Annotated in this window: 1 tRNA gene and 1 rRNA gene; both read right to left on the bottom strand. The window is 50.6% G+C overall.

The features are described 5' to 3' along the window. Positions 1-98, bottom strand: a 23S ribosomal RNA gene (locus G3N98_RS39570); the annotation flags it as partial. Positions 99-388: 290 nt separating this feature from the next. Beyond that, positions 389-464: transfer RNA gene (locus G3N98_RS39565), tRNA-Ala, on the bottom strand. Positions 465-512: the final 48 nt, after the last annotated feature.

Genomic DNA, 512 nt, shown 5'->3' with positions numbered 1-512 from the left:
GCTTGTTTGCCAGCTCCCCGTAGCTTTTCGCAGGCTACCGCGTCCTTCATCGCCTGTGATCGCCAAGGCATCCACCACATGCACTTGTTCGCTTGACCCTATAACGAGTCTGTCTCATCGACAGTCGCTACAGGTTGAGTTCTCGCGTTGTGCCGTATTCCAATTGAGTCAAACATAGAGTTCGAATCATCTTGAGATACATCGATACAATCACAACCCGGATAGTTTTCACGTCCATCTCAAGACGCTTCCGCTATCCAAATTACTTGCTTCTTCCAGATTGTTAAAGAACGACAGCCGATACGTACTACGTATCACTCTGACTGGCTCAATCGCCAATGCAAAATTCTCGGTTCAGTGTCTGAACCAAGCCCTTAGCGTTGGTGATTGGTGGAGGCAGACGGGATCGAACCGACGACCCCCTGCTTGCAAAGCAGGTGCTCTCCCAGCTGAGCTATGCCCCCATGAGTACAGATAACCTCAGGTACCTACCGCCAGACAAGACAATGGTG

Source organism: Burkholderia sp. Tr-20390 (assembly GCF_017104595.1).
In the GTDB taxonomy this organism is placed as follows: domain Bacteria; phylum Pseudomonadota; class Gammaproteobacteria; order Burkholderiales; family Burkholderiaceae; genus Burkholderia.
This window is presented reverse-complemented; position numbering and strand designations above follow the sequence as displayed.